The 24,174-nt window shown below is 66.0% G+C and carries 14 protein-coding genes; 5 read left to right on the forward strand and 9 right to left on the reverse strand.

Going from position 1 to position 24,174, the window contains the following annotated elements; translation table 11 throughout:
- Together smc and EMO90_RS10815 are read right to left on the reverse strand one after the other, a co-directional pair.
- Positions 1 to 3,651, reverse strand: a complete 3,651-nt coding sequence (smc, locus tag EMO90_RS10810; protein ID WP_150353725.1) for a chromosome segregation protein SMC — start codon at positions 3,649 to 3,651, stop codon at positions 1 to 3.
- Between the two features lie 9 nt (positions 3,652 to 3,660).
- Positions 3,661 to 5,130 (reverse strand): bifunctional folylpolyglutamate synthase/dihydrofolate synthase, encoded by a 1,470-nt coding sequence (locus EMO90_RS10815; RefSeq protein ID WP_150353726.1) that lies wholly within the window; start codon positions 5,128 to 5,130, stop codon positions 3,661 to 3,663.
- 168 nt (positions 5,131 to 5,298) lie between these two features.
- Here EMO90_RS10815 and EMO90_RS10820 point away from each other — a divergent pair, with 168 nt between their 5' ends.
- Together EMO90_RS10820 and EMO90_RS10825 are read left to right on the forward strand one after the other, a co-directional pair.
- Entirely contained in the window at positions 5,299 to 6,894 is a 1,596-nt protein-coding gene (locus EMO90_RS10820) for an aminopeptidase P family protein (RefSeq protein ID WP_150353727.1), read from the forward strand.
- Positions 6,895 to 7,447: 553 nt separating this feature from the next.
- On the forward strand, positions 7,448 to 7,969 hold the full coding sequence (locus EMO90_RS10825) for an NUDIX hydrolase (protein WP_150353728.1): 522 nt from the start codon (positions 7,448 to 7,450) through the stop codon (positions 7,967 to 7,969).
- Positions 7,970 to 8,283: 314 nt separating this feature from the next.
- Here EMO90_RS10825 and EMO90_RS10830 read toward each other — a convergent pair whose 3' ends face one another.
- On the reverse strand, positions 8,284 to 9,525 hold the full coding sequence (locus tag EMO90_RS10830) for an ROK family transcriptional regulator (RefSeq protein WP_150353729.1): 1,242 nt from the start codon (positions 9,523 to 9,525) through the stop codon (positions 8,284 to 8,286).
- 223 nt (positions 9,526 to 9,748) lie between these two features.
- On the opposite strand from EMO90_RS10830, the gene EMO90_RS10835 reads away from it, so the two are divergent.
- Positions 9,749 to 11,338: a xylulokinase gene (locus EMO90_RS10835; protein ID WP_150353730.1), complete on the forward strand. Its 1,590-nt coding sequence runs from the start codon at positions 9,749 to 9,751 to the stop codon at positions 11,336 to 11,338.
- A 213-nt stretch (positions 11,339 to 11,551) separates the two neighbouring features.
- Positions 11,552 to 11,737, forward strand: coding sequence for a hypothetical protein (locus EMO90_RS10840; RefSeq protein WP_150353731.1), 186 nt, complete (start codon positions 11,552 to 11,554; stop codon positions 11,735 to 11,737).
- A 182-nt stretch (positions 11,738 to 11,919) separates the two neighbouring features.
- Here EMO90_RS10840 and EMO90_RS10845 read toward each other — a convergent pair whose 3' ends face one another.
- From EMO90_RS10845 to EMO90_RS10860, 4 genes are all read right to left on the reverse strand, one after another.
- Positions 11,920 to 13,536, reverse strand: coding sequence for a glycoside hydrolase family 43 protein (locus EMO90_RS10845; RefSeq protein WP_150353732.1), 1,617 nt, complete (start codon positions 13,534 to 13,536; stop codon positions 11,920 to 11,922).
- Positions 13,537 to 13,609: 73 nt separating this feature from the next.
- Entirely contained in the window at positions 13,610 to 14,377 is a 768-nt protein-coding gene (locus EMO90_RS10850; RefSeq protein WP_150353733.1) for an MIP/aquaporin family protein, read from the reverse strand.
- Positions 14,374 to 16,011 carry a glycoside hydrolase family 43 protein gene (locus EMO90_RS10855; protein ID WP_150353734.1) on the reverse strand — a complete coding sequence of 546 codons (1,638 nt, stop codon included), beginning with the start codon at positions 16,009 to 16,011 and terminating at the stop codon, positions 14,374 to 14,376. Before EMO90_RS10855 ends, EMO90_RS10850 begins: the two co-directional genes overlap by 4 nt.
- A gap of 34 nt (positions 16,012 to 16,045) precedes the next feature.
- Positions 16,046 to 18,112, reverse strand: a complete 2,067-nt coding sequence (locus tag EMO90_RS10860; RefSeq protein ID WP_150353735.1) for an alpha-glucuronidase — start codon at positions 18,110 to 18,112, stop codon at positions 16,046 to 16,048.
- 260 nt (positions 18,113 to 18,372) lie between these two features.
- Between EMO90_RS10860 and EMO90_RS10865 the strand changes: the two genes are divergently transcribed.
- On the forward strand, positions 18,373 to 19,374 hold the full coding sequence (locus tag EMO90_RS10865) for a LacI family DNA-binding transcriptional regulator (RefSeq protein ID WP_150353736.1): 1,002 nt from the start codon (positions 18,373 to 18,375) through the stop codon (positions 19,372 to 19,374).
- A gap of 110 nt (positions 19,375 to 19,484) precedes the next feature.
- Here the strand turns inward: EMO90_RS10865 and EMO90_RS10870 are convergent, their stop codons facing one another.
- Both EMO90_RS10870 and EMO90_RS10875 read right to left on the reverse strand, forming a co-directional pair.
- Positions 19,485 to 21,848 (reverse strand): sugar-binding domain-containing protein, encoded by a 2,364-nt coding sequence (locus EMO90_RS10870; RefSeq protein ID WP_150353737.1) that lies wholly within the window; start codon positions 21,846 to 21,848, stop codon positions 19,485 to 19,487.
- A 431-nt stretch (positions 21,849 to 22,279) separates the two neighbouring features.
- Positions 22,280 to 24,169, reverse strand: coding sequence for a sialate O-acetylesterase (locus tag EMO90_RS10875; protein ID WP_190971967.1), 1,890 nt, complete (start codon positions 24,167 to 24,169; stop codon positions 22,280 to 22,282).
- Positions 24,170 to 24,174 lie beyond the last annotated feature (5 nt).

Below are 24,174 nucleotides of genomic sequence, written 5' to 3' on the forward strand. Positions count from 1 at the left end.
TCAGGATGACGTTGAACCAGCATGTGCCAACCGCTGACTCACCACGGCGGTCACACCATCCGCACGCATCGTTACGCCGTACAAGGCATCCGCAATGCTCATCGTGCGCTGCTGATGTGTGATGACAATCAGCTGCGCATGCTCGCGCAGATCCTCCAGCGCGTTGAGCAGCCGGGTGAGGTTCACATCGTCGAGCGCGGCCTCCACCTCGTCCATCACGTAGAACGGGCTGGGACGGGCGGTGAAGATCGCGAACAGCAGCGCCAGCGCGGTCAGCGACCGCTCGCCGCCGGACAGCAGGCTCAGCTGTTTGACGCGCTTGCCCGCGGGGCTGGCCTCCACCAGCACCCCGGTGGTCAGCGGGCTGTCCGGATCCTCGAGCCGCAGCCGTCCGGTGCCACCGGGAAACAGCATGCCGAACATGCGCTCGAAGGCCTTGGCGGTGTCTTCGAAGGCCGATCGGAACACCTCCACCATCGTGTCGTCCAAATCCTTGATGATGCCCATGAGGTCGTCGCGCGACTGGACCACGTCATTGCGCTGATCGTTCAGGTACTGGTTGCGCGTTTCCAAAGCCTCGTACTCCTCGGTGGCGAGCGGGTTGACCTTGCCGAGCGCGGCCAGCTCCCGGCGGGCCTTGTCGAGGCGCTTGCGCTGTTCGTCGCGGTTGTACGGCACGGTCTTGACCGGCCGCTCATGCTCCGGCTGCGCGTGGTCCGTCCCGGCATCGGCATCCGACCGGTCGTCCGGCACGGGCACCGGCTGGTCCGGCCCGTATTGCGCGATCAGTTCCTCCAAGGTCATGCCCAGCTCGTCGGACACCTTCTGCGTGATCTGACCGTACTGGCCGGCCACGCGTTCGCGTTCCACGTCCAGGGTGTGCTCGCGCGCGGCAAGATCGGCCACCTGCGGGTCGATGCGATCCCGTTCGGCGCGCAGGGCCCTGAGCTCGTCGTCATGGCTGGACGCCTCGGCCTGCAGGGCGTCACGCTTGGCGGTGGTCTGGTCGATGTACTCGCCGATCATCTCCGCGATCTGCCGCGCATCATCGGCCACTCCGTTCGCATGGGCCGCCTGATCGCGGCGTTTGGCGTTGAGCGCCTCCACGCGCGTCCGGCGCTCCGCGGCCTCGCGCGACTGATCATGCAGCAACCCGGCCTGACGTTCCAGCGAATCGGCCTTGCGCGTGGCTTCGGTCCATGCGATCTTGGCCGTGACCTCCTGCTCGCGAGCTGCGGACAGGTCCCGTTCCAGCACGGTCTCGCGCTCGGCGAGCTCGTCGGAATCGGCGTGCTCGCCGTCCGATTCCCCAGCCGCTTCCAGTGCCACGCGCAGATCGTCCAACTTGAGCCGGTGGGTCTGCCGATCGGACTCGACGGATGCGATCTTGCCGTCCATCGCCTTGATCTGCCGTTCGAATCCCGCCACGCGATCGTCCGCCGATTTAAGCGATTTGGCGGCCTGCTGGGCCTTCAACCGGGCTTCCGTGCGCTTGGCCGATTCACGATCGACCGCCAGCCGGGCCTCATCACGATCGGCTGTGGCACGCGCCACGCGATCGTCCAGCACTTTGAGATCCTCAGCCAACGCCCGGGATTCGGCCAGCGCCTTGTCCCTCCTTGCGGCCAAGGACAGATCGGACTGGGACAGCGACGAGCCTCCCGCCGCCGCGACCGCGTTGACGATCTCCCCGTCCCGCGTGGCGGCCGTTCCCCATCCGGCGGCGAGCGCCGATCGGGCATCATCCAGCGTATCGACGGCGGCCACGTCCTCAAGCAGCCGGCGCACGGCGGCCGTCACGCCCTGTGCAACGGCTGGATCATGCGAGGGACCGGCGTCCGGACCGTCCTGCTTGGGATCGGCCTGCATCACCAGCGATCCGAGCGACGGGAATCCACCCATCCGCCGGTTCCCCGGATCTCGGCCATCCGCATCGCCGTCCGCGAATCCCCCGTCCGCGGCCAGCACCACGGCACGGCCCAGCCTGTCCTCCCTCGCCCGGCGCAGGGCATGCATCATCTGCTCCGCGCCCGGCACCACCATCGCCCCGGCGAAGGCATCCAGCGCGTGCGCGACGGCCTCCTCCCAGCCGTCCTGAATGCGGATGAAGTCGGCGAGCCGGCCCATCGCGCCCACCTGCCGGTCATGCTCGAGCTCACCGGATGCGGTCCGGCTTTCCAGCGTATCCGTGAGCGCATCCGCCTTGGCCTTGAGCGAGATGATCCGGCCATTGACGCCCCGCTGTTCGTCCAGCAGACCGTCCAGCTTCTCCTGTGCCGCGGCGAGCGCGGATCTGGCCTCGTCCAGCGCCTTGCCGTCATCGTCCGCCATGATTTCGGATTCCCGCCTCAGCTGATCCGCCTGCGCCTGCGCGTCCCCGAGCTGTCGCTTCAGGGCGTCACGCTGCGAGGCGAAATCCCGGGCACGCGTTTCGGCGAGTTCCACGGCCGCCGATTCCCTGGCCGCGAGCGTATTGAGCTCACCGACCCGAGTCTCGCGCTCCCGCGCGCTTTTGCGCAGTTCGGTGAGCGTCTGCCGCACGGAGGCGAGCTTCCGTTCGCCGTCCGCACGCCGTTCGGTGACCCGATCGTACGCCAATCTGGCATCGGAGACCGCGTCACGCTGCCGCCGGGCCTGACCGTCCAGTTCCACGGCCCGGCGCTCCAGCAGCTGCGGATCCTCGCCCGGCTGCTCCACCACCTGCCCGAGCAGCGACCGGGCACGCTCCCCCGCCACCTGCGCGAGCGACCGGTAGCGCTCCTGCAACTGCGCGTAGCGATGCCAGATCTCGTTGACGCGCGCGATGGCCGGACTGGATTCGCTCGCCAGCGCCTCCACCTGCTCAATGCGCACCTTCACGCCTGCCAGCTGCCGCCGCGATTCGATGAGTTTGGCGCGCACGTCCGCCAATTCGGCGCGGGTCGCATCGCGACGCCGTTCCACAGCGAGCGCGTCCTCGGCGTACAGGCGGGACTGCGCATCACGCACGGTGGCTTGGATCGCGTCGGCGCGGCGGGAGATGCGCGCCTGACGGCCCAGAGGACCCATCTGGCGGCGGATTTCGCCGAGCAGATCGTCCAACCGGGCCAGATTGCGCTCGGTGTTGGCCAACTTGCGCAGCGCGCGCTCCTTGCGCTTGCGGTGCTTGAGGATGCCGGCCGCCTCCTCGATGAAGGCGCGGTGGCCGGACGGGTCGGCCCTGAGTATCGCGTCAAGCCGCCCCTGCCCCACGATCACGTGCATCTGCTGTCCCAGACCGGTGTCCGAAAGCAGTTCCTGGATGTCCAGCAGACGGCAGGGCGAGCCGTTGATCGCATATTCGGAGCCGCCATTGCGGAAGATCGTGCGGGAGATGGTGACTTCCGTGTACTCGATGTTGAGCGCATGGTCGGTGTTGTCGATCGTCAGGGTCACCTGCGCGCGTCCCAGCGGCGGACGCGACGACGTGCCGGCGAAGATCACGTCCTCCATCTGGGCGCCGCGCAGGGCCTTGGCCCCCTGCTCGCCCATCACCCAGGCTAGCGCGTCCACGATGTTCGACTTGCCCGAGCCATTGGGCCCCACCACGGCGGTGATGCCGGGCTCGAAGCGCAGCGTGGTCGCGGAGGCGAAGGATTTGAAGCCCCGAAGGGTCAGCTCCTTGAGGTACACCGCGACCCGCTATGCGCCCAGATTCGGCTCGATGCGGCCGGCGTCCTCTGCGGAATCGTCCGCCACGCGCTCGGCCTTGGGCTTGGCCAGATCGGGGTTCATGTGCTCCTTGAGCAGCGTGCGCGCGTCGCCGGCGGTCACGAAGCTGCCGCAGATCACCACGCCGCGGCCGTAGCCCACGCCGGTTTCATCGGCCGCATCCACCAGATCCACGGCCGTCTGGATCGCGTCGGGCAGATCGTCGCGGCGGATCACGCGGTCCGGCCCGAACACCTTCACGGCGATCTTCTCCAGCTCGTCGGCGGGCATCACGCGATCGCGCCACGAGTTCTCGGTGACCACCACCTGGCTCAGCACCGGCTCGAGCACGCCCAGATACTGCTCCACCTGCTTGTCGTGCATCATCGCGACCACGCCCACAAGCTGCTCGAACTCGTAGTTCTCCTCGATCGCCGCGCGCAGTGATTCGGCCGCATTCACGTTGTGCCCGCCGTCCAGGATGATCGTGGGCGAGGTGCGGATCTGCTCGATGCGCCCGGGGATCTTCACGCCGCTGAGGGCCTCGGCCACGGCATCGCCGTCCAGCGCGCCGGCCACGGGGATCACCACCTCGGCGGCGGCCAGGGCCGCGAGGGCGTTGTGCGCCTGATGCTCGCCGAACTTGGCGATCGGGACCTCCGTGTACGTGCCGCTCGGCGTGCGCAGCGTGGCGACCTGTCCGCCCACGGCCGGCATGCGCGAGACGACCTCCATCTCGTAGCCGTCGCGCACCAGACGGGCGTGGTTGGCGCGCGCGTGCTCCTCGATGATCGGCAGCACCTCGTCCTCATGCGGCTGCGGGCCCACGATCACCGTGCAATCGGGCTTGATGATGCCGGCCTTGTGCTCGGCGATCTCCTCCACCGTGCCTCCCAGCCACTGCATGTGGTCCATGTCCACCGGGCCGATGATCGCCGCATCCGCGTTGAGCACGTTCGTGGCGTCGTCGCGGCCGCCCATGCCCACCTCCACGACGGCCACGTCCACCGGCGCGTCGGCGAACTTCCAGATGGCCATGGCGGTGAGCACCTCGAAGAAGCTCATTTTCGGCTTGCCCTGCTCAGCCATTTTGGCGTCCACCAGATCCACCAGATCCTTGATCTGGTCCCACGCGTCCACGAAATCGTCGTCGGAGAGTTCCTGCCCGTCGATGGCGATGCGCTCGTTGATCCGCTCCAGATGCGGCGACGTGTACAGGCCCGTGCGCAGGCCGTACGCGCGGCAGATCGCCTCCGCCATGCGCGCGGTGGAGCCCTTGCCGTTCGTGCCGGTCACATGGATCACGCGGAACGACTCCTCCGGATGCCCCAGGATGTCCAGCATCAGGGACATGCGGTCCAGATCCAGATTCGTGGTGTTGTGCTCCGGCGGGCGCTTCATGATCTCGCGCTCCACCTCGCGGATCGATTCGCCGTTCCTGTTCGGATGCTCGAATGACATTCCGTTCTCCTCCTGCCTCAAAACCCTCCCCAGTCTAGACGGCCCCTTCAACCGGACCGGTGAAGCCCCGGTTCCGGTGCCGGATTCGGCCCGGCGCGGAAACGCGAATGCAATGCAAGCGGTTAGGATAGGCGTTGTATGTGAACCATACCGTCAAAAGGAGCATTGATGACCGACGTGGTGACCGCAAAGGACAAGGAATACGAAGCTGAGGAGGCAAAAAAGGCCCCGGGCGACGACCAGCCGATGAAGGACCGTGTGAACAACCGTTCGCTGCGCCCCTTGGGCAGCGCCTTCAAGGACTTCATGAAGACCGGCTGGGATGCCTCCGAGCCCGAGGTCGAGCCCCTTGAGTCCTCCAAGTTCATCCCCGAGCGCATCGCGGCGCTGGGCGCCCAGTTCCCGGGCGAGCGCATCGTGATCCCGGCCGGCCAGCCGAAGGTGCGCAACAACGACTGCGACTACATGTTCCGCCCGGACACCACCTTCGCCTACTACACCGGACTGGGCGTGGACTACGAGGCGGGCGCCGTGCTGGTGCTCAACCCCACCGATCCGGACTCCGATGAGGCCAAGGCCGGCAAGACCCATGTGGCCGAGCTGTTCGTCGCCCCGCGCGCAGACTACCACACCGCCGACTTCTTCATGAACGCCCATTACGGCGAGTACTGGGTGGGCCCGCGCGCCGGTCTCAAGGAGCTGGCCGCTATGACCGGTCTGGAGACGCACGACATCGCCCAGCTGCCCGACGCGCTCGGCAAGGACGTTGGTGCCGAGGCCGGAGCGGTCCGCGTGCGCGTGGTGCGCGACACCGATCCGCAGATCACCGCGATGGTCGAGGGCCTGCGCGAGACCAACGGCTTCCCGGATCCGGACACCAACGCCGCGGCCGACGACAAGCTCAAGGAGTTCACCTCCGAGGCCCGCATGACCAAGGACGCCTACGAGGTGGGCGAGATGCGCAAGGCGATCGACGCCACCAAGCAGGGCTTCGATCGTCTGCTCGAGAACCTGCCGCGCGCGCTGGACAAGCCGCGCTCGGAACGTATCCTCGAAGGCGCATTCAACGCCGTGTCCCGCGAGGTGGGCAACGCGGTGGGCTACGATTCGATCGTCGCCTCCGGCGCGCACGCCCCTATCCTGCACTGGATGCGCAACACCGGTGTGGTCCGCCGCGGCGACATGCTGCTCGTGGACGCCGGCGTGGAGGTCGATTCCCTGTACACCGCGGACATCACCCGCACGTTCCCGACCAACGGCAAGTTCACCGATTTCCAGAAGCGCCTGTACGAAGCCGTGCTCGACTCCCAGCAGGCCGGCTTCGAGGCCGCGAAGGTGGGCGCCACCTATTCGGACATCCATCATGCCTGCATGCGCGTGATCGCTGAGCGCCTGCACGAGTGGGGCCTGCTGCCGGTGAGCGTGGAGGAGTCCCTGTCCCCCGAAGGCCAGCAGCACCGCCGCTGGCTGGCGTGCGGCGTGGCCCATCATCTGGGCCTCGACGTGCACGACTGCGCCCAGGCCCGCTTCGAGGCGTACCAGGGCGCGCCCATCCGCCCGGGCATGATCTTCACGATCGAGCCGGGCCTGTACTTCCGCGACAACGACCTGCTGATCCCGCAGGAGTACCGCGGCATCGGCATCCGCATCGAGGACGACGTGCTCATGACCGAGCACGGCCCCGAATGGCTGTCCGCCGGCATCCCGAAGCAGCCCGCGGACGTGGAGGAATGGATGGCCGACTGCGCGGCCAAGGCGCGCTGATCCCCGCCGTCCGCGTCATCCTGCGCAGAGCGTGGCCTACGCTGTCATCCTGAGCGCTGAGCCGTTAAGCGGACAGCCCGGTGGGCTGTCCGTAGGCAGGCCGAGCCGTGAAGCGAACGCCGGAGGCGTTCGCAGGCGAGGGCGAACGACAGTGAGCAATTAAAGCTACGACCGCAGGCCGACCGCAGTTGCGGTCGAGCCGCCGCCAAGGCGGCGACGATCCGGCGTAGCCGGACACCGAAGGGCGAAGTCGAAGGATCCTTGACTTTCTGCATTGTGGCTTGCGAGGAAGGTTAAGGATCCTTCGCTTCGCTCAGGATGACGGAACGGGACGCTCAGGCGAAGTGAGCGGCCGCCAAGGCCGCGAAGGATCATGGCCACAACCGGAAAGGACCCAAAGCCATGCCAACACCAGAATTCGTACTCGAACTACGCAAGAAAATCGGCCATGCTGAGCCGTGAAGCGGACAGCCCAGTGGGCTGTCCGTAGGCGAGGTGAGCGGCCGCCAAGGCCGCGAAGGATCATGGCCACAACCGGAAAGGACTCAAAGCCATGCCAACACCAGAATTCGTACTTGAACTGCGCAAGAAAATTGGCCATGATCTCCTCTGGCTCACCGGCGTGACCGGCTACGTGCGCGACGGCGAGGGCCGCGTGCTGCTGGGCCGCCGATCAGACACCGGCGAGTGGGCGCTGGTCTATGGCATCAACGAGCCGGGCGAGCAGCCGGCGGACACCGTGGTGCGAGAGATCAAGGAGGAGACGGGCGTGGACGCGGTGGTGACCGATCTGGTCGCCGTCGTCTCGTCCGATCGCGTGATCACCTATGCGAATGGCGACAACACCATGTACATGGATCACTCGTTCCTGTGCGAGCTCAAGCCCGGCGGCAACGCCCAGCCGTTCGTGGGCGACGAGGAGAGCCTGTCGGTCGGCTGGTTCGATCCGGACGATCTGCCCTCCCCGCTCGCCAAGAGCACCGTGGAGCGCATGGCGATCTTCCGCCGCTATCTGGAGAACAAGGCCCGCGGCGACGTCCACGCCATCTTCGTGACCGACGGCAGGATGATCTGACGGGGCAAGCCGTCATCCTGAGCGAAATCCGAAGAGACATTCCCCAGTCATCCTGAGCGGAGTCCGAAGAAACATTCCCCAGTCATCCTGAGCGGAGCGTAGCGGAGTCGAAGGATCCTTGGACTTGTGCACAACGTTAAGGATCCTTCGACTCCGCCCTTCGGGCTTCGCTCAGGATGACGAAAAACGACTCCGCCCTTCGGTGTCCGGCTACGCCAGACCGTCGCCGCCTTGGCGGCGGCTCCGCTCGCCTACGGACAGCCCACCGGACTGTCCGCTTAACGGCTCAGCGCTCAGCATGACGGTAAGCCCCGTCATTTCACCGCTTCGCCCTCGTCCAGATACCGCAGCGGATTGTCGATGAACCGGCGCAGACCCACCTCGGCCGCGCCGCGCAGCGCCGGGCGTTCGGACACGGGCGGTTGCACCACCTGCATGGCCAGCTCGCGCCCGGCGAGCACCTGACCGGCCACATCGCGTGTGAGCCGATCGGTCAGATCGGTGCCGAACTGCTGCCAGAAGCCGCCCAAGATCACGGTCTGCGCATCCATCAGATTGATCGTGGAGGAGATCGCCGAGCCAAGCGCCCTGACCGCGCGCTCGATCGTCTCCACGGCCTTTTCATCGCCCCTGCGCCACCGCTCGTACAATTCGATCGCCGCACCCGATCGCGCCGCGTCGGCTCCGGTCGCCACGCCGGCAGCCTCCACCATTGATCGGCGTCCCGCATACGCCTCCAGGCATCCGCACCGGCCGCAACGGCACTTCGGACCGTCCATCGAAACGGACAGGTGACCGATCTCCCCGCCAAAGCCATGATCGCCGGTCACCACGCGCCCGTCGCGCACCAGAGCGCCGCCGATGCCCACGTCGGTGGACACGTACAGGAACGATCCGCCCGCATCGATGGGTGACTCCCCGCCCCCACGGCAGGTGGCATATCCGGGGATCTGCGCGAGTGCCGCCATATTGGCCTCGTTGCCGGCGGCCGCATCAAGACGGGTCACCACATCAAACTCCTGAAGATCGACCATGCCCCAATCGAGGTTCGGCGCGGACAGCAACCGCTGGTCGTCGGTGACCAGGCCGGGCAGCGCGAGTCCGGTGCCCACCACCCGGTACCCCAGATTGGCGAGTTCGCGTTCCGTGGGCGTCACGAGGGCATCGAGGCGGTCGAAGATCTCCTCGGGACTGCAGCCGATGGGGCTTGACGGCTCCCACTCCTGCGCGATCACACGGCCGGTCAGGTCCAGCACGATGTATCCGTAGCCGTCGGTGTTGATCTGCAGGCCGATGCCAGCCCAAGTTCCGGCTGCGATGGCGAGTGGCGTGGACGGTCTGCCGTAGTTGCTCTGCATGGTCGGATCGCCCTCCGTCACCACCCGGCCTTCGAGCAGCATGGAACCGAGCAGCGACATCGTGGCCTTGGTGAGTCCCGTGGCCTTGGCGAGTTCGGCACGGCTCATCGGCACGGTGGATTGCAGCAGGGTGTCGATCACCACGGACAGGTTGTGGTTGCGCAAGTCCTCCTGATTGATGCGTCTGAGTGCGGCCATGGACTCTCCTTCCTCTGGGGCGCGGCCCGGTTCCGAAGGATCGGGTCGGCATCCGTCGCACGCGTCCGCGATGACACGCACGCCTTAGTTCGTTCATTTCACAATAGCGCGGTTTATGTGCTACCATGATATTAGTTCATTGATCTAACATTTATTGCCGGCGGCGGCCGGCACCGTCCGGAACCATCAGGGCGAAAGACGGCACAGCATCAAGGAGGATGGCATGGCACGAGTTCTGGTAGCGGGCGTGGACACCTCGACCCAGTCCACCAAAGTCCGCGTCACCGACGCCCTGACCGGCGAGACGGTGCGCTTTGGGCAGGCGAAGCACCCGGACGGCACGAGCGTGAACCCCGAGGCATGGTGGGAGGCCTTCCAGGCCGCCGCCGAGCAGGCCGGCGGGCTTGACGACGTCTCCGCTCTCGCCGTGGGCGGCCAGCAGCACGGCATGGTTCTGCTCGACGCCAACGGCAACGTGGTGCGCGACGCCCTGCTGTGGAACGACACCCGCTCGGCCCCGCAGGCGGCAGCGCTGATCGAAACGCTCGGCAAGGCCCCGGCCAACGCGGACGAAACGGCCCTTGGCATGCCCGCGGGCTCCGACGACGCCAGTATCCAGCTGCGTGGCAAGCAGCGCTGGGTGCGCGCGGTCGGCTCATCCCCCGTCGCCTCCTACACGCTCACCAAGGTGGCATGGACCGCCGAAGCGGAGCCGGAGAACGCCCGCCGCATCGCGGCCATCGCCTTGCCGCACGACTGGCTGAGCTGGCGCATCGCCGGATACGGCCCGGTCGCCGAAGGCGAGGACGCCCATCTGGACTCCCTGTTCACCGACCGCTCCGATGCCTCGGGCACCAGCTACTTCGACGCGGCCACGAACGTATACCGGCGCGATCTGTTGGCTCTGGCCCTCGCACCGGCCTACGGCGACGCCGGCTCCGTGGATTCGTACGGCACCGTTTCGGCCCCCACCGAGGCCGCGGCCGCCGCCGACCGCATCACGCTGCCCGCGGTGCTGGGCCCGCGCGACGCCGCCGCGGTCAAGGCCAGCCCCGCCATCGCCGGCAAGGATGTGCCCGGCGGATGCATCCTCGCACCGGGCGGCGGCGACAACGCCATGGCCTCGCTGGGTCTGGGCATGGCCGTGGGCGATGTGTCGATCTCCCTGGGCACCTCCGGCGTGGCCGCAGCGATCGCCGAGAACCCCACCTATGACATGACCGGCGCGATCTCCGGATTCGCCGACTGCACCGGCCATTTCCTGCCCCTCGCCTGCACGATCAACGGCTCGCGCATCTCCGACGCCGGCCGCGCCGCACTGGGCGTCAGCTACGACGAGCTGGCCGATCTGGCCGCCCAGTCCACCCCCGGCGCCGGCGGCATCACGCTCGTGCCGTACTTCGACGGCGAGCGCACGCCGAACCGCCCCGACGCCACCGCCACGCTCAACGGCATGACGCTCGCGAACACCACCAAGGCGAACATCGCCCGCGCGTTCGTGGAGGGTCTGCTGTGCTCGCAGCGCGACTGCCTGGAGCTCGTCAGGAACCTGGGCGTGGACGTCAAGCGCATCCTGCTGATCGGCGGCGGCGCCAAGTCCGCGGCCGTGCGCGCCTATGCGCCGGGCATTCTGGAACACAGCGTCGACCTGCCCGCCACCGACGAGTATGTGGCGATCGGCGCCGCCCGCCAGGCCGCGTGGGTGCTCTCCGGCGAGGCCGAGCCGCCCGCATGGCCGCTCACCATCGACGAGACCCTCACCGGCGAGCCGACACCCGAGGTCTACGCCCAGTACGCCAAGTACCGCGGCTGAATCCGGCTCATCCTGAGCAAGCCCCTCATCCTGGATAGGCCGTCATCCTGAGCGAAGCGAAGGATCCTTAACCTCCTGCACTATGACTTTGTGTGTAATGACGAAGGATCCTTCGCTTCGCTCAGGATGACGGGCAGCAATGCCCATCCCCAAGGAAGCCCCGAATGACAGGGCAAGCACATCCCCCACGTTCAACGAAGAACAGGACACACCATGACCACCACTTCCCACACCCTTTCCGCAGCCGCAATCACCGCCGCGATCATCCTGCTGCTCACCGCGCTTGTCGTCCTCGACGTGCTGCTGCTCAATATGAGCGCCGGCGCGGTGTTCGGCTCCTGCCTGACCCTGCTAGCGCTTGTGGCCGGGTACCGATTCCGGGCCCGTTGGCGCAGGTGACCGCAGATTTCCGGTTCACGCAATGAAATCGCGAATGTTCAGTGAACTGGAAAGCGCACATTCCCAACCATAAACAAACACGGGGATTGCCGGAATTCCGGCAATCCCCGTTCCAATATGCACAACCGGTCTGGTTCACTCAACAAACGCACATTCATTGCGTGAACCGGATCCGCATGCCATCACCTTTCCTCATAGGCAAAATCCATGAATTTCGCCGGCGTCCGATACCCGGCGAGGTCCACGCAGGCCAATCCCACGAATGCGCCGGTGAAGAACGCGCCGGTGCGGCTCAGCACATAGTCGTCGGAGAGCTTCGCGGCGTCATATACGCCCGGCAGAGTGGTCCACGTCTCATGGTCGAAGGAGACCTCGTACACGTAGCTCGACGTGCGCACACGCGTGCGCAGCCACACGCCCGTGGCGCCTTCCGGCACCTCGACGGCTGCATCGCCCAAATCCGTGTATGCTCCAAAATCGTTCTGAGCTGCGCCCACCACACGGCGGCCGCGCTTGTCGTCCCATGTCACATACGCCCAGCTCCATGAACCGTCGCAGTAGTAGTTCGTCAGACCCGCCATCTGCATGTAGTTGAACGGGTCGAATTCCACGCGCACTTCGGCATCGAAGCCGAACGCCTGCCAGCGACGGGCCACCAGGGACAGGTCGAACAGATTGCACAGCGAGCCCTGACCGTAGAGGGTCAGAGCGCCGTCGCCTGTCGAGCCCATGACGGGCGTGAACGGCACGCGCAGAGTGTTCCAGTCGGGGCCGAGTTCCGCTGCGGTGAAGTCGTCATGGTGGTCGCGCGTTTCGGGCGCGGCGGTCGGTATCGCGTCCGCAGGGGCGTCCACCACCGCGAGTCCGCCATGTCCGCCCACCACGTACGGCCATCCGTCGGCATCCCACTCCACCTTCTGGATCGCGGTTTCGCGGCCCAGCGTGCACCAGCCGCGGCAACCGTTGAAGGACTCGTCATCACGCCTCCACGGACGGCCCGTGAGCGAGGCGTAATACCACTCGCCGCCGGGCGTGGAGACGAGCGCGCCGTGGCCCTGTTTCTGCAGGTAGGTGCGTGGGGTGTCGAAGTTGGTGAGGAACGGGTTCCTGGGGCTGACCTCAAAGCTCAGCGCGTCAAGCGTGCGCGAGCGGGCCACGGACTCCTGGTGCTCGTATGACGTGCCACCCTCGGCGCAGAACAGGTAGTACCAGCCGCCGATCTTGTAGATGTGCGGACCCTCGACCACTTTGACGTCGGTGCCCGCCCAGATGGTGCGCGTCGTTTCGGGCTTCAGCGTCATGGTCTCGGCGTCGAATTCCGTCAAGGTGATGCCATCGAAGCGGTGATGCCCTGCGCGGAAATCCCAGGTCTGCTGGACCAGGTACTTGCGCCCGTCGTCATCATGGAACAGCGAGGAGTCGAAGCCCACGCCGTTGAGGCGGATCGGGTCGGACCACGGGCCGCGCACATCCTCCGCCCAGACCAGATAGTTGGTGCAGTCCTTGAATGCGCCGCCCACCACCTTCACATCCGTGTAGACGAGCCAGAACCTGCCGTCCGCGTAGGACAGGTCGGGCGCCCAGATGCCGCCGGAGGACGGGTTGCCGCGCATGTCGAGCTGCGAGGTGCGGGTGAGCGCGCAGCCCGCATAGTTCCAGTGCGCGAGGTCCTTCGACTCGTGGATGCGCACGCCGGGCCACCACTCGAAGGTGGAATTGGCGATGTAATAGGTGTCGTCCACACGGATGATGGACGGGTCCGGGTGGAAGCCCGTGAGGACGGGGTTGTGGATTTGCATCGTTGCCTGCTCCTTGTTTTGGCTGTGTTGGGTTATGGACGCGTTGTGTTGTTCAACAGTGGAATGGGCGCATTCAGGCGATCAGGCCGAGCGCGGTGGGGACGAGCACGCCCAGCGCGCCGCCGATCAGCGGCCCGGCGAACGGCACCCAGGCATACCCCCAGTCGGAGTCCCCCTTGCCCCTGATGGGCAGCAGGAAATACGCGAGGCGCGGTGAGAAGTCGCGGGCGGGGTTCATGGCCGCGCCGGACACACCGCCCAGTCCCATGACGAGCACGGTGATCACCAGCGCGATGCCCAGAGGCCCCACCGCCGTGGGCGTGCCGCCGTTGACGAAGACCCAGCACACCTGGATGAACGTGGCGATGATCTCGGTGATCATGTTCCACAACGGCGACTTGATCGGCGGCTTGGTGCAGAAGATCGTCAGCTTTGCATCCGCAGGCGCCGGCTCGTCGAAATGCTTGCGAATGGCCGCCCAGCCAAGGCATGCCCCGGCGAATGCGCCGGCGAACTGCGCCGCGATGTACACCACCACGGCGGCCGCGCCCACGGGCACACCGCCGTCGGCGAGCGCGACGCCGTTCATGGTCACACTCGGATCGAATTGGTGGCGCAGCACGCGGGCCAGCGTGATGATCGGATTGAGATGGGCGCCCGATCGCCAGCCCACATACACGCCCACATACACCGCCAGGCCCCATCCGAGCGCCGCATTGATCCAATCGCCGCCGAACGCGCCGGTTCTGGGCAGCGCGCGGCTGCCGCATACCATGACCGCCACGGCGATCATCAGACAGGTCCCGATGAATTCGGACCCAAACACCGTCCACAGGCTCACTTCGTCAGCTCCCTGTAGTCGAAGTAATCGAACTCCGCCACGGCCCCGTACCCGGAATAATCCGTGCACGCCAGTCCCACGAAGGCACCGGTGAAGTACCCGTCGAGCTTTTCGAACACGTAGTCGTCGGAGAGGATCTTCGCATCCAGCGTGACGGGGATCGGGGTCCAGGAGACGCCGTCGAACGAGTACTCGTAGGTGTACGTGAACGTCCGCACGCGGGTGCGCAGCCAGACGTCGGCGCCATCGGGGACCGCGATCGCATCGTCGCGCAGGAATGACGTGTAGGCGTTGCGGTCGGACTGGGCCACCTCGATCACGCGGCTCCGGCGCTGCTCATCCCAAGTGACAAACGCCCAGCTCCAATTGGCGTCGCTGTAGTAGTTCGTCAGTCCCGCCATGGCCTGATAGGTCTTGGGATCGAAGCGCACGCGGGTTTCGGCGTCGAAGTCGAACGCCTGCCAGCGGCGGGCCACCAGGGACAGGTCGAACAGGTTGTGCAGCGAGCCCTGGCCGATCAGGCGCAGCGATCCGCCTCCCACGGACCCCATGGCCGGACCGAATGGCACGCGCAGGGTGTTCCAGTCGGGACCGAGCGTGTCCGCTTCGAATTCGTCGTGCTGGCTGTGATCCGTTGGCTCGCCGCCATCCGCAGAGACCGCAGGCGCGTCGATCGGCGCCTCCACCTCCGGCAGGCCGCCATGCCCGCCGACGATATGCGGCCAGCCGTCGGCGTCCCATTCCACCTTCTGGATGGAGGTCTCGCGGCCCAATGTGCACCAGCCGCGCGGGCCCACCACGGATTCGGTCTCATGATGCCAGGGCCGTCCGCACAGCGAGGCGTAGTACCACTCCCCCGCAGGCGTCTGGACCAGCGAGCCATGCCCCTGCTTCTGCAGCGGCGATCGCGGGGTGTCGTAGTTGCCCAGGAACGGCTCGTCGCCGGGCATGGTCTCGAAGCTCAGCGCATCGAGCGTGCGGGAACGGGCCACGGTCTCCTGATGGAGGAACGTGGTGCCGCCCTCCGCGCAGAACAGGTAGTACCAGCCGTTGATCTTGTAGATGTGCGGCCCCTCGGTGAGTTTGACGTCGGTGCCGGCCCAGATCGTGCGCGCGGTCTCGGGCTTGAGCCGCATGGTCTCCGTGTCGAGCTCCGTGAGGGTGATGCCGTCGAAGCGGTGGTGGTATTCGCGGTGGTCCCAGGTCTGCTGGACCAGGTACTTGCGCCCGTCGTCATCATGGAACAGCGAGGCGTCGAATCCCACGTAGTTGAGTTTGACCGGCTCTGCCCACGGGCCGTGGATGCTGTCCGCCCAGGTCAGATAGTTGGTGCCGTCCTTGAAGATGCCGGTGACCATCTTCATGTCCGAGTAGACCAGCCAGAACCTGCCGTCCGCATAGGACAGGTCGGGCGCCCAGATGCCGCCGGAGGACGGGTTGCCCCTGAGATCCGCCTGGGAGGGGTCGGTGATCGCATAGCCGGTGAAGTCCCAGTGCGCAAGGTCCTTCGACTCGTGGATGCGCACGCCGGGCCACCACTCGAACGTGGAGCTGGCGATGTAATAGGTGTCCCCCACGCGGATCATCGAGGGATCGGGATGGAAGCCGGGTAGGACGGGGTTGTGGATCTGCATCGTTGCTTGTCTCCTCTGGTGTCTGTATCGTCGATCAGGCGTAGATCGTGCGCCCGTGCTCGTCGTCCACGCCGCTCATGCGGTGGAAATAGGTGTTGATCTGGTCGCGCCAGGCGACGGCGTTCTCCCGCTGGCGTTGCAGCCGTTCGGCCACGTTCGCCCAGTCGTCCTCGCCGATCGACCCGCGCACGCCGTCCCATGCCCTGATGTAGCCGTCCACGGCCTCCACGCCGGCGAAATGCGTGTCGTAGATGTGCTGGATGACGGTCTTGCCGCTGTGCAGCACATGGCCATAAGGCACATGATGGAAGAAGAGCAGCAGCTCGTCCGGCGTGGTGTCAAGCCCCTCGTACATGGCGGCGTTTTCGGGACGGTACTGCGCGGTGTATCCGGAGCCGGTGGCCACCGTGCGGTCCACGCCCATGCCGTCGCGGTCGGCGAAGTGGTAGGTGCCCCAGCGGTCGTATTCGTAGCCGTTGACGGAGACGCCGTAGTGCAGTCCGGGCACCACCATGAAGCCCACGCCCAACGGCGCGCAGTAGTTCTCATACGTCTGGTTGGAGGTGAGCATGATCCCGCGAATCGCCTCCAGCGCCGCGGCACCGGCCTGCGGGAAGGTGAGCGCGAGCCACTCGTCGAGGATCGACTCGGCGGTGGCTTCCCCGTCCCAGCACATGCGCCCGAAGCCGTAAAGGTTGGCCTGGGCGAGCTTGTTGCCTGTCCAGTTGTCGTCCATGCCCACGTTGGCCACGCCCGCATAGCCGGAGCAGCTCGGGTTGGGGCTGAGCCGCGGCACGATCGCCTTGACGCGGGCATCGCCGGCCTGGCCGAGGAGTTCCGCCGGGGCGGCCGTGTCGAAGTTGGCCACGCGCAGCCACTGCGGCAGCACGTAGTTGACGTCGATCTGATGGCCCAAGTATTCGGCGGTGATCTGGAACTCCACCATGAGGTTGGTGTGCTCGAGCGTGCCGATGAGCGGGGTGAGGGGTTCACGCACTTGGAAATCCATGGGGCCGAATTTGACCTGCAGGATCACGTTGTCCGCAAACTGGCCATCCAGCGGCGCGAAATTTTCGAAAGCGGCTTTGGCACGGTCCGTGGTGCGATCACGCCAGTCCTGCCTGCAGTTGTAGACGAAGGCGCGCCAGATCACCGCGCCGCCATGACGGGCCATCGGCTCGGCCAGCATGTTGGCGCCGTCCTTATGGTCGCGGCCGTACTGCATGGGTCCGGGTTCGCCCTCGGCGTCGGCTTTGACCAGAAAGCCTCCGAAGTCGGGAATCGCATTGTAGATGCCGTCGATCACCCCGGACCACCATGCGCGCACGGCCGGGTCGAGCGGGTCGGCGGTGTCAAGTCCGCCGAGCTTCTTCGGGGCGGCGAAGTTGATGGCGAGGAACAGCTTGATGCCGAATCCGGAGAACACGCGGGCGATCCGCGCCACGCGGCCGAGCAACGGCTGGACCATGAGTTCGGCCGCGCGGCCGCGCACGTTGACGTTGTTGAGCGCGATCGCGTTGATGCCCACGGAGGCGAGCAAGCGGGCATAGGACTCGATACGGGCCATGTCGCCACGGAACGGATCGCGGCCCGGACGCTCAGGAAAGTCGCGGAAATCGGTGTGGTCGTTTGAGTCGAGATCGCCGAAGAAGATCGACTCTCCAGCATACCCGCGCTCCACCGATCCGTCCACCTGATCCCAGTGGTCGATCATGCGCATCGCCTGCTGCGGGACGGACGCATAGCCCTCGGGCCCCTCCGGAACGCCTTCGCCGGTCGCGGTGCGACGAATCCATGCATACAGGCCATACAGGGCGGCGACCGCGGTGTTGCCCTCGATGACGATCGACTCCGCGCTCGTCCCCGCACGCCGGATCCGGAAGGCCTCGCCGCCGTCAAGGCCGGCATCCGCATATCCGATCCGCAGCACCACGTCGGCCTCGGATGGATCGGAGACAAGCGGCCGCTTCATGAATTCGACGATCTCCGAACGCAGCCGCAGCGACGACGCATCCTCGGCCCCGGCGTTGTCCACGCAGAAGACCCGTCCGCGGGCCGCGGCGTCGACGGCCTCTTCGGTCAGCCACATCGCATCAGCCATAGCACACCCCTCACTGTTCATTTCGACCTGCGACCTCGCATGTCGAATCGGTACTTTCGAACTTAATTTCGTAATTTTACATAGTCATCCATGGGCTGTCAAAACCATATGTCCGTGCGAGTCGCAACCGATCTGACTCCCTGAAACCGCCTTCCATCCACCATTTCACACCCTGCGACCGCCGTTTGCCGATTCTGAAACTTTCGATATACTATGAGGCAATATGTTCCAAAGACGGTTCCGATGAGAAGGGATTTGCCATGCCGGTACAGCGCGAGCTCAAAATGGCGGACATCGCCAAAGAGGCGGGGGTTTCCATAGCCACCGTGTCCAAAGTCGTCAACGGACGCTCCGACGTCGCGCAGCGCACCCGAGCCAAGGTCGAGGCCCTGCTCAAGAAGTACGACTACCAGAAGCCCCTCATCAAAACCGCGGCCAGCAACTGCATCGAGGTGATTCTGGAACGCATCGACACGGTGTGGACGCTGGAGGTCCTCGACGGCGTGAGCGAAAGCGCCACCAGACATGGCCTGAGCGTCACGCTCACGCTGACCGGCATGGATCCCGACCAGCCGCACGACTGGATCCAGGGCACACTGGAACGGCGTCCGGTCGGCGTGGTGTTCGTGCTGCTGGACGGCAACGCCGAGGACAAGCAGCTGCTCGATTCCCGCAAGATCCCCTACGTCACCGTGGACTCGCGCGGCGACGCGGATCCGAACTGCGTTTCCATCCGCGCGGACAATTGGACGGGCGGCATGCTCGCCGCCAAACACCTGCTCTCACTCGGACACACGCGCATCGGCGTGATCGCGGGGCCGGAGAACATGACCTGCTCCAGGGCCCGCATCGACGGCTTCACCTCCACCCTCGCCGCGGCCGGCGTGGAGCTCGACCCGGACCTCATCCTGCCCGGCGACTACACCGTCGAATCCGGCCAGGAGCAGTCCATGAAGCTACTCGACCGCCCGGACCGCCCCACCGCCATCTTCCTGGGCGACGATCTGCAGGCCATGGGCCTGTATGAGACGGCCCGCCAGCTGGGCCTGGCGATCCCGGACGACATCTCGGTCATCGGCTTTGACGACATCCGAACCTCCCAGTACCTCGGCCCGGGGCTCACCACCATCCTCCAGCCCATCAAGACCATGGCCCAGACCGCCGTGGATCTGCTGGTGGACATGAGCGAGGGCAACACCGTACCCAGCGAAACCGTCCTGCCCACCAAGCTGGTGGTCCGCGACAGCACCGCCGCCCTGTAAATCCGCCCTCCCCGGATACAGGTCCGCCCGGAAGCCGGCCAAGCGCCGAACTTCCGGGCGGATTCATGAATACTGTAGCGGTCAGGCCACAGCCGAGCCGCGGGCAATCGCTACTTGGCCACGATCACCTGCGTCGCGGAGCGCATGCCGGGCGCATCGGCGGCGAGGACCACACGGCCCGCCCCCTCAACGCGCACGAGCACGGAGGCCACGCCCTGATGCATGTGGATCGTGTCATTGCCATACGGTTCGTTGCCCATGAGGTTGCCGTTGTCCACGGCGACGATCGACGCCGGGCCTTCCACGCGGAAATGCACGGGCGCGAACTCGCGGAACACCGGGTTGCCTTCGGCATCCAGCGCCTGCACCGAGAACAGGCGCTCATAGCCGCCGCGGCCCTCACCCGCGAACGCCGGCAACTCCACGGTTTCGGGCAATGCCGGGCGGCCCGGTTCGGTCACATCGGCGAACCGCAGCTCCACGGCCGGTGAAACGGGCGTGACGGTCTCCTCGCGGCACACCTCCACACCGTCGCGGTAACCCACCACGGTGAGCGTGCCCGGCTGGTACGGCAGATACCCGGTGACCACGCGGTTCGGGAACTCGGCCACGGGGGCGACGAAGATCTCGCGCCAGTTGACCCAGATGCGCACCTCGTCGCAGTTCGTGGCGATCATGTACGGCACCACGTTCTTGTGGTACTGCGGGAAGTGCCAGTGCCCCACGAACGGCGGGATGTCCCAGTGCTCCTTGACGTTCTCGTCGGCCTGGGAATAATCGGCCACCATGAAATGCGCGAACGGCTCGCCGTCGGGCTGCCAGTAGGACTTCATGAGCCAGTAGCCGGCCTTGGGTACGCCGTTGGTGCGCACAAGCGCGCCGGACCAGCCCTTGGACGGCCATCCCATGGACTCGCCCAGATAGTCGAAGCCGGCCCAGATCGTGCCGCCCACCACGTACTCCTTCTCCTCGGGCACGAGATTCGGGTTGGCGGAAATGTAGTCCTGCATCTGGTTGTCGTGCCCAACGAACCACTGGTAGACCTCGGAGCCGAAGATCGGCTTGTCCGGTACGGCCTCGTGGACGCGGTCGTACCACTGCTCGGAGTAATTGAGCACGGTCACGTCGGTGATGTCCGCGATGAGCTTGATGCGCTCCACACGCTCGGCGGGATCCTCGATCTCCTGATCGGCCGGCGTCTCGTCGGTGGCCTGGATGATGCCCTCGGACTGGGAGGTGTCCGCGGCCTCGGTCTGGAAATGCGGGCTCATCGCGCATCCCACTGGACGTCCGGTGTCATCCAGCCTGTGGGCCTCGTCCACCAGATCGCGCAGGATCGCGAGCATCGAGCGCTTGGCCTGGTTCTCCACCTCGTTGCCCACGCCCCACATCACCACGCTCGGACGGTTGCGGTCGCGCTTGATCATCGCGGCCAGATCGCCCCTCCACCCGGCTTCGAAGTAGCGCTTGTAGTGGCCCGACTGCCACTTGTCGAACGGCTCGGAGTAGACGTAGAAGCCCATCTCGTCAGCCAGATCGAGCATCTCCTCGGGATGGACGTGGTGCGCCAGACGCAGGCCATTGCATCCCATCTCCTTGAGCTGGACCAGACGGTCCCGCAGCAGTTCACGATTGGTGGCCGAGCCGACGCAGCCGCCGTCCTGATGCAGGCAGACGCCGCGAAGAATCGTCTTGACGCCGTTGACGAACATGCCGTGGTCCGGGTCGAAGGTCACGGACCGCAGACCGATGCGGATGTCGATCGAGTCATCGCCCAGCGCGAGGGTGAGCGTGTACAGGTACGGGTCCTCAGCGCTCCATAGGTGCGCGTCGGCAACGTTTAGGGCGATGCGCGCGGCACCTTCTCCAGTTGCGACCTCATTGCCGTCGGCGTCACGCAGCACAGCGGACACCACAGCGCCCTCGCCGACGCCGGTCTCCACGTCGACCGCCACGGAACCGGTTCCGAGGTCCACATTCTGGCGCACGATCACCTCGCGCTCGTCCAGATGCGCCTCGGGCACATCGATCAGACGGACCGTGCGGTAGATGCCGGCACCGGAATACCAACGGTCGGTGGGCGCGTCCAGATTCTCCACGCGGATCAGCACATCGTTGTCGCCATCGTGCAACGCCTCGGTGGCATCCAGTCGGAACGGCGTATAGCCGTAGGCCTGTCCGCCGATCTCAACGCCATTGACCCACACGGTGCTGTTCTCGTACACGCCGCCGAAGTCGAGGTAGTACCGTCGGCCCGGCTCCACGGCGTCCAGATGCAGGGACTTGCGGTACCAGCCGATCCCCCACCAATCGCGGAACGCCTGATCGACGCCCCAGTCCATGGGATTGACGATCGGACGGTTGATCGCCCAGTCGTGCGGCAGATCGATCGGCTGCCCCTCGCCGGCCGGTTTGGCGGTTTCTCCGGTGGAGAATTCCCAACCGGTCATGATCGTGGTGACGTTGCGGGTCATGGATTTGGCTCCTTTGTCTGGTTGTTGTATTTAAGCGTAGCGGGAACGGCCCGGACGCTGATAGTTGTGGACGTTTGTTGACAGATTTCTCCCAACGTCATCCTGAGCAAAGGCAAGGTTCCTTCCTCCGTCATCCTGAGCGAAGCGTAGCGGAGTCGAAGGATCCTTGATTTGTGCAGATAGTTAAGGATCTTTCGACTCCGCCCTAGCGGTGTCCGGCTGCGCCGGACCGTCGCCGCCTTGGCGGCGGCTCGACCGCAATCACGGACGGCCTGCGGCCGCAGCATTATTTGCTCACTGTCGTTCGCCTTCGCCTACAAACGCCACTGGCGTTTGCTTAACGGCTCAGCCTGCCTACGGACAGCCCACCGGGCTGTCCGCTTCACGGCTCGGTGCTCAGGATGACGAAAAAAGACCGCTCTCCTTCCCCCTCAGCTGATTTCGATCTCGAACGGCGAGGCGAGCAGCCCTTCGGCGTTGCGCAGCGTGGGATGCGGCGAATCGCCCCACGCATACCGGATGAGGGATTCCGCCCCAAGCACGCGGTCGCAGGGCAGGCTGATCGTCACGGTGTCCGGCGAGGAAATGCGCCCGGGCAGCCTGTCCGCATGAACCGCCGCGAAACCGTAGCCGGCGTCGATCACATCGAATTCCAGCGGCGTGCCGTCGGTTTCAAGTCCCGCAGCGCAATGCGAGAACCGCAGCACGATCGAGCCTTCCGAAGCTTCGGCGGTTGCGATGACCGGGCCCATGGCCTCATGATCGGCTCCATAGACCAGCGATTCGGCCGCGACGGCGAACCGTTCGCCCACCGTGGCCTTGTCCGAAGGATGCAGATCGTTGTCCTCGCCCGCGTCCAGCAGCACGGTCATGGCGGTGTTCTTCAGGCTCAGGGCCTTGCGCTGCTCGTCGCGCAACCTGGCCCATCCGCGAGCCCCGAAGCCGATGCCCGGCAGCTGCGCCCAGATGAACGGCATGTCCGGCTCGTCGAAGGTCTCACGCCAGCACTGCACGAGGGCGATCATCTTGTCCGCATACCGCACGGGCGTGCGCGTGGCGTTCGATTCGCCCTGATACCACAGCGTTCCGGTCACGCCGTAGCGGGCGATCGGCGCGATCATCGCGTTGTAGCAGGAGGCGGTGAACCGCGACAGGAACGTCTGCTCGGGGGCCTGCGGGGTGCGCGCGGCCACGGCATACCGCCACGGGCCAAGCGCGTCCACGTCGATCACTTCGTCGCCGCAGACGATCACATGCCGCTTACCCACGCGGAATCCGCCACCGATCGCCGTGTCGATGCGCAGACGGAAGGCGATGGTCATTCGTTCGGCGAGCGCGGGGATGACGTACTCACGCGGCGGGTACTGGTAGCCGGTCTGGCCGATCATCTCGCCGTTCACGTAGCAGTCGTCGGCGTCGGTGAGGGTGCCGAAACGCATGATCGCACGCCTGCCCACCAGATTCGCCGGCACGTCGATGGTCTTCCGAAACCACACCACGGCCGGGCCGCTGAACGCGGCATGCGGCGCATAGGCATCCCTGAGCTCGATCGCGTCCCAATCCGCATCGTCGAACGCCGGGTCCTGCCAACGCTCGGCAAGTCCGCGGTCCAAGGCGTCCACATCGGCTACATAACGGCTGAACGCGGCGCTGTATTCGTCCGCGATGGCCTTGATGTAGGCATCGTTGCGCCACTTGCCGTGGTCCGCGGGCTTGAGTCCAAGGTGGTCCATCCACGGCTCGCTGATCCACGTCTCGATGGTGGTGCCGCCGATCGCGGTCTGCAGCAGGCCGATCGGCACATCCACGCGCCTGCGCAGGAACTTGGCGAAGAAGTGCCCGGCGCCGGAGACCATGGAGCAGTCATCCGCGCCCTCCTTGAGCCATGAGCCGCCTTCAGGCAAGGCATTGGACGGCCCGTGGAAGTTCTCGGCCTCGGGCACGATGAAGCAGCGGACATCGGGATCCGCGCCGTCGACCAGCTCGTTGGGATAGCGCTCCTCAAGACGTCCCATCCACAGCTGCATGTTCGACTGCCCGCCGAGCACCCACACATCGCCGTAGAGCACGTCATGCGATTCCGCGGTCTCCATCGCCTCGCCGGATCCCAGTCGGACGACGAGCGTGTAGGGACCTCCTGCGGGATGCGCGGGCAGGACGGCCTGCCAATCGCCGCTGGCATCCGCGACGGCCATGGATTCCATATCGTCGATGGACACGGTCACCCTGGCACCGGCGTCGGCCCGGCCCCACACGCGCACCGGCTTGTTGCGCTGCAGCACCGCCCCATCGCCAAACAGCGGGTTCAATTGCAAGGTCATCGTCA

The organism is Bifidobacterium vespertilionis (assembly GCF_008698145.1).
Taxonomy (GTDB): domain Bacteria; phylum Actinomycetota; class Actinomycetes; order Actinomycetales; family Bifidobacteriaceae; genus Bifidobacterium; species Bifidobacterium vespertilionis.

Coding starts and splice junctions, on each gene's coding strand:
- EMO90_RS10870 (WP_150353737.1), bottom strand. CDS start 21,848: ATGACCCGCAACGTCACCACGATCATGACCGGTTGGGAATTCTCCACC.
- EMO90_RS10825 (WP_150353728.1), top strand. CDS start 7,448: ATGCCAACACCAGAATTCGTACTTGAACTGCGCAAGAAAATTGGCCAT.
- EMO90_RS10855 (WP_150353734.1), bottom strand. CDS start 16,011: ATGCAGATCCACAACCCCGTCCTACCCGGCTTCCATCCCGATCCCTCG.
- EMO90_RS10865 (WP_150353736.1), top strand. CDS start 18,373: ATGCCGGTACAGCGCGAGCTCAAAATGGCGGACATCGCCAAAGAGGCG.
- EMO90_RS10835 (WP_150353730.1), top strand. CDS start 9,749: ATGGCACGAGTTCTGGTAGCGGGCGTGGACACCTCGACCCAGTCCACC.
- EMO90_RS10840 (WP_150353731.1), top strand. CDS start 11,552: ATGACCACCACTTCCCACACCCTTTCCGCAGCCGCAATCACCGCCGCG.
- EMO90_RS10875 (WP_190971967.1), bottom strand. CDS start 24,169: ATGACCTTGCAATTGAACCCGCTGTTTGGCGATGGGGCGGTGCTGCAG.
- EMO90_RS10830 (WP_150353729.1), bottom strand. CDS start 9,525: ATGGCCGCACTCAGACGCATCAATCAGGAGGACTTGCGCAACCACAAC.
- EMO90_RS10860 (WP_150353735.1), bottom strand. CDS start 18,112: ATGGCTGATGCGATGTGGCTGACCGAAGAGGCCGTCGACGCCGCGGCC.
- EMO90_RS10845 (WP_150353732.1), bottom strand. CDS start 13,536: ATGCAAATCCACAACCCCGTCCTCACGGGCTTCCACCCGGACCCGTCC.
- EMO90_RS10815 (WP_150353726.1), bottom strand. CDS start 5,130: ATGTCATTCGAGCATCCGAACAGGAACGGCGAATCGATCCGCGAGGTG.
- EMO90_RS10820 (WP_150353727.1), top strand. CDS start 5,299: ATGACCGACGTGGTGACCGCAAAGGACAAGGAATACGAAGCTGAGGAG.